At 48.1% G+C, this 5,068-nt stretch carries 5 protein-coding genes and 2 pseudogenes; 5 read left to right on the forward strand and 2 right to left on the reverse strand.

Going from position 1 to position 5,068, the window contains the following annotated elements:
* The 5 genes and pseudogenes from Q0991_RS24970 to Q0991_RS24990 all read left to right on the forward strand — a co-directional run.
* Positions 1 to 481, forward strand: a pseudogene (locus Q0991_RS24970) (hypothetical protein); the annotation flags it as partial.
* 342 nt (positions 482 to 823) lie between these two features.
* A pseudogene (locus Q0991_RS24975) lies at positions 824 to 1,019 on the forward strand (IS1 family transposase); the annotation flags it as partial.
* A 117-nt stretch (positions 1,020 to 1,136) separates the two neighbouring features.
* Positions 1,137 to 1,655, forward strand: a complete 519-nt coding sequence (locus Q0991_RS24980; protein WP_299493795.1) for a pentapeptide repeat-containing protein — start codon at positions 1,137 to 1,139, stop codon at positions 1,653 to 1,655.
* A 213-nt stretch (positions 1,656 to 1,868) separates the two neighbouring features.
* A complete protein-coding gene (locus tag Q0991_RS24985; RefSeq protein ID WP_299493797.1) occupies positions 1,869 to 2,228 on the forward strand; it encodes a hypothetical protein in 360 nt (119 codons plus the stop codon).
* A gap of 173 nt (positions 2,229 to 2,401) precedes the next feature.
* Positions 2,402 to 3,334, forward strand: coding sequence for a pentapeptide repeat-containing protein (locus tag Q0991_RS24990; protein WP_299493799.1), 933 nt, complete (start codon positions 2,402 to 2,404; stop codon positions 3,332 to 3,334).
* Between the two features lie 130 nt (positions 3,335 to 3,464).
* Here the strand turns inward: Q0991_RS24990 and Q0991_RS24995 are convergent, their stop codons facing one another.
* Both Q0991_RS24995 and Q0991_RS25000 read right to left on the reverse strand, forming a co-directional pair.
* A complete protein-coding gene (locus Q0991_RS24995) occupies positions 3,465 to 4,181 on the reverse strand; it encodes a hypothetical protein (RefSeq protein WP_299493801.1) in 717 nt (238 codons plus the stop codon).
* 107 nt (positions 4,182 to 4,288) lie between these two features.
* Positions 4,289 to 4,768, reverse strand: a complete 480-nt coding sequence (locus Q0991_RS25000) for a GNAT family N-acetyltransferase (protein WP_299493803.1) — start codon at positions 4,766 to 4,768, stop codon at positions 4,289 to 4,291.
* Between the last annotated feature and the right edge of the window lie 300 nt (positions 4,769 to 5,068).

A 5,068-nucleotide genomic window follows, 5' to 3' on the forward strand; every position in this document is an offset into this window, starting at 1 on the left:
TACCACTGCCAACATCAGTGGCAACACGGTGACGACCTCTGGAGATGGTGCACAAGGTATTTTCGTGCCTGTTGTCGATAACAGCAGTATTACCGCCGCCAACATCAGTGGCAATACAATAACGACCTCTGGAGATGGTGCTAATGGTATCTACGTTCTACCCATCTTTAATACCACTATTACCACTACCAATATTTCCAATAATCTCATTCCGCAAGCAGGTCAAGATAGTGTACGTGTGGATAACGGTGGAGGTAATCCAATCTGTGCCATCATTTCTGGCAACCGCAGTGATAATCCTGGCTTTGCAACGGCATCTGGAACGGATTTTAATCTTATCTCTGGGGTGAATACTTTCCAAGTCGTCAATTTAGCCACTATCAGTACCGATAATAACAATGCCACCTTTAGTTTCAATGGTATTCCGGTTCCCCCTAATGCCCCGCCTCTAAACTTTACGAATGTGGTAGCTTGCCCCTAAGACGTGAAACGGGTCATGTTCTAGCCTGGATTATTCACGAGGGCTTCAAACGCTGATGGTCAGGAAACGCCTCAAAACAGCCTGTCGTTCAAACAAATACTGGACTTAATCTGTGGAGAGATGTTCAAGGCACGCCAAAAATCGTCATGAATAATGCAGGCTAGACCTGTTGAAATGCTATTTCTTTGCTAAGGGATGATAATCTAATTTCCATCTGTAAATTTTTCCGGGTTGCGTCGTCCAGACTGAGTTCTGGAGATCTTACAATTGATGACGATGGCGATGTTTTACCAAACTCCTCTTCTACTGCTTATGACTTTGAGCTGGGTGGTTAAACACTAGCAGAATCTCTATGCCAAAAAGCGGCTGGGGTTACAGCGAGTGCTGGGCGTACAACGACTGATTCATAACTGGGTTTGACCCCATTGGGGGCTCAGTAAGCAGACCACACCAGCGATGGAGATGGGATTTTGTTCACGCCCGCTTAGCATGTTAGAACTCATACACCAATAAAGGTTTTAGATATGTGCCCTGTTAAGAGATCAGTGCCGTATACATAAATGTGTAAGTGCTACTCATCCGATCTATCCACTCACTCCTCCGAACAAATGCGAAAATAAAGAGTGAACGGAAAATTTTGGTCTGATATAAATTAATGAACCCCAGAATCAAGCCTTGGTTACGCACGATTTCTATTGTTTTCGCAATTGTATGGCTCGTGGGCTCCTGCTTTGTCCTCAATAGCCAACCTACCTGGGCAGACGAGGGTGCCCAAAATTTCACCTTTGCAGACTTGCGTTATGAAGACTTCGAAAATAAAAACTTTGAAGGGGCTTCTTTAGCAGGCGCTATTTTGTTGAAAGCCAACTTGACCGGCGCAAATCTCAAAGGCACCATTCTGACCATGGCCACATTTCAGCGTTCTAACTTGACGGGGGCAGACTTAACAGAGACCTTTGCAGATCGGGTCCTCTTTAACGAAGCAGACTTGACGAATGCCATCTTTACCGATGCCATGCTAACCAGCAGCAAATTCTATGACGCCACCATCACTGGGGCTGATTTTTCCTACGCCTTCTTAGATCGTGAACAAGTCACCATGATGTGTGAATATGCCGATGGCGTTAATCCGGTTACGGGGGTTTCCACCCGTGAAAGTCTAGAGTGCCCCTAGCCTTTACAAGACCTTGCATCCTCAGCAGAAAACGCAGGCGCATCTACTTCCAGCCTTTCCCTCATAACGAAATGTTATGGCGTCCTAAACACGAATTAATATTCCGAATCGAACGTTCTCAATTATGATCAGAGAAGTGATTGTTCTTATCAAATCTTTATTTAGATCCCCCATTTAATACACATCCTTAACTGTTGTCTAGGGAGTCAACTTATGGCTACATCCGAGAAGAAACCCGAAGAAGGGGCAATTGAACTGTATCAAACCCCTCCCTTACCCCAGAATCGTCCCATTGCAGCAAGAACCTTAGAGGTCGTCGATACTTCGAGCTTGCCTGGCAACCGTCCAATCACTGCGGTCAATTTAGAAGTGGTTGATACTGATACCCTGCCGAACCACCGCCCCATTATCCGGTCTGGGTTAGATATTGTGGATGAGGACAGCCTAGTGGGTAACCGCCCTATTGTGAATATGGGCCTGCCTCTGGTACCTTCTCCTAATCTCCCCAACAACCGCCCTGTTGCCACGGAACCCATTTACGATCCAGCTGATTTGATGGGCTATCTCGACTAGGCGTTCACTAAGCTTAATAAAGAACGCAATTCGGCAGGGCAGGGGGGTTTTCCCCGCCCTGCCTGGCGCTATACCCTTTTCAAAACAGACCTGGCAAAATAAAGTAAGGTGACTTCTGCTTAAACTTTGCCCAGAGCAAAGGAGTGCCTAAGCCCCTCCTTCTGTAATTGAGTATGCCAAACCTCAATGAATGCTATCGCACCCTAGAGTTGAGAATTGGCGCGTCCCTAGAAGAGGTCAATGAGGCCTACAAGGATTTAGTCTTTATTTGGCATCCCGATCGCATTCCTAAAAGCCGTGAGCGCTTACAGGAAAAAGCAGTTGTCAAGCTACAAGCCCTCAACGAAGCCCGCGACTATTTGCAAGCCTATCTTCAACGGCGCCAGAACTTGAGATCGGCTCGTCGTCCTGCCCAAAAAGCAGCAGCAGGCCAAACCCGAGCGTCCAGTCCTCCGGATAAACCAACCCAACGCGCTACCCCTCGGACTCCGCAACGGTCTCAGAGTCGGCAGTCTCAAGCCGCTAAGAATTTCCGCCAGCGAACTCGGGCGACACAGAAACAGGCCAACACCTTTAGCAAATCTGAAGAGGTCGACCCATCGCCAGCCAAGAAACCCCAAAAGACTAGCACTTCGCCTGATTCTGCCGCTAAACGGGCTGCTAAGCGATGGCGCACTGGACGGTCAAGCCCCCCTGCAAAACCCGCCTCGGCAAAGACTCAGTCCACCTCTCGCCCCCTAACCCCTGATCACAGTGGCGTCAACTGGCAGGGGGCCGATTTACAAGAACGTGATTTTTCGGGGCGCAATCTGAGCCAGGCTAATTTAGCCAGTGCTAATCTTAAAGATGCATTTCTCCATAAGGTAAACTTATCGGGTGCCAATTTGACGAATGCCAATTTGACCCGAGCTAACCTGCTCCAAGCCAACCTTACTCAGGCCACCTTACAAGGTGCGAATCTGACCGCGGCAGATTTGAGTGGCGCCGATCTGCGAGGCGCAGATTTTACGGGCGCTAATATGGGTATTGGGAAGAAGGTCATGGTGAAGCTAACGGGTGCCAACCTCTCCGGGGCGATTATGCCTAACGGGACAATCCATACTTAGACTGACAAATTAAATTTTGAATAGTCCTGAGGAACTGGGCGCATCCCGGCAATTTGATCTGATGGACCGAACTCGAAACAAGATTCTTCCTTGTGGCATGAACATTCGGCCTAGCAGACGAAGGCAGCCCCTACTTGGCCTGGCCTTTGAGAATAACCATTTGATCTTGGAAATTTAAATCCTCAATTTGGAGCGGTCCTAACTGGAGATTCACGGGTTTGTCTAACAGATTAGGTGGAAGATTGATGCGATCGCGGATATCCGCATAGGAGAATCGCACATTGCCGACCACTAACCGGACATCTTCTCCCAGAACTACTTTCCCTTCTTGCACCTGAGGTTTACCCTCCACTCCCACATAGATTTCTTTATCTTGTAAGACTGGAAAACTTTGAAGCAACCCCTTCACCGTGGCCCGATACTCTGACGGTAGCTGATCAAGGGGTAATGCAGATGTATCCACCACAATCCCCGTTTTGAGTCGGTCTGCTTCAATTTGGGTATTCATCGCTTTGACTGCCGAAATCACTTGAGGACTGCGAGCCTGGGCCGGAAGTGACGTCACCACAAACTGGTTAAATTCCTGAGCCGTTAATTGTACCTCAGGTGTCTGCACAGAAGTCGTGCTTAACACTCGATCCACTTTCTGCTGTAAGCCAAAGGTTAAGCCCTCGATCTCAGCGGGTTCATCCACTTGGGCAGGCAGTAATGTGGAAGGGACCGTTTCTGGCGTTGATTGACGAGTATACCAATCGGGGAGATACGTGACCTGCTGCCAGGTATAGGCCAACCAGCCCCCACCCCCGAGTAGGAACAAGACGGCAACGAGTCCTATTTTTTTGAGCATGCAAACCTACTTCAAACCTTAGCCAACACCGGATGAATCCTTAATCCCCCTTGCCCAGACCTCCCTTTTCCCAAGGCCCTTTTCCCAGGACCAACGATTAAAGACGTTTAACACCTACTCGGAGTTTCAGCTAAATTTTTGACCATAGCAATATGCAGCATATCTGCTTGGATAAACGGTTCTCCTTGACGTTGGAATCCAAATTGTTCGTAGAAAGATGCTGACGGGGTTTGAGCATAGAGAATCGCTGTGGCAAATCCCTGCTGCTGAGCATATTGGAGGGCTGAGATCGTAATTGCTTTGCCAATCCCTTGTTGCCGAAACGCCTGCAACACTGCTACCCGTTCAATCTTGGCTTGTGTCCCATCTTCGTAGGCCCTGATACGAGCAATACCGACGGGCTGCTGCTGCCAGTAGGCAATAAAGTGATCGGCTGTTTCATCTTCTCCATCCATATCCAGGACAGGATCAATGTTTTGTTCAAGATGAAAGACTTGCTGCCGAATAAAAAAAATATCGCTGGCCCTGTCTGCATAGGAGGTCAGAATAACTTCCACATCAGAGACCTTGAATGAATTGCTGGCCATGACCGCTCCGAGAATCAAGAGCAATATTTTAAATCGGTCAGCCCTATGAAGCCACTCCCAATCCACTCTTTGAAGTACACCCATGTTCAATCATCAAGTTATCAATCGTTTGGCGCTTAACCTTTCGCTAAGGTGACGCATATCTGCCGACGCATAATTGAGGATGGCTCCAGAAAATTATTATGACGGCATGCTCCGTCCACAATGCTATGCCTTACCCACAAGTCTTGAAAGTATTGTGATGGTTAGGTTTGGGATATGCGATAAAGTGTAACCTGACCACTGACATAGCGAAGCGAA

The sequence above is a fragment of the Acaryochloris sp. IP29b_bin.137 genome, from assembly GCF_028285745.1.
Lineage (GTDB): Bacteria > Cyanobacteriota > Cyanobacteriia > Thermosynechococcales > Thermosynechococcaceae > Acaryochloris.

Excerpts from the sequence above, each read along its gene's own strand:
- Q0991_RS24980 (WP_299493795.1), top strand. The coding sequence starts at position 1,137 with ATGAACCCCAGAATCAAGCCTTGGTTACGCACGATTTCTATTGTTTTC.
- Q0991_RS24985 (WP_299493797.1), top strand. The coding sequence starts at position 1,869 with ATGGCTACATCCGAGAAGAAACCCGAAGAAGGGGCAATTGAACTGTAT.
- Q0991_RS24990 (WP_299493799.1), top strand. The coding sequence starts at position 2,402 with ATGCCAAACCTCAATGAATGCTATCGCACCCTAGAGTTGAGAATTGGC.
- Q0991_RS24995 (WP_299493801.1), bottom strand. The coding sequence starts at position 4,181 with ATGCTCAAAAAAATAGGACTCGTTGCCGTCTTGTTCCTACTCGGGGGT.
- Q0991_RS25000 (WP_299493803.1), bottom strand. The coding sequence starts at position 4,768 with ATGGCCAGCAATTCATTCAAGGTCTCTGATGTGGAAGTTATTCTGACC.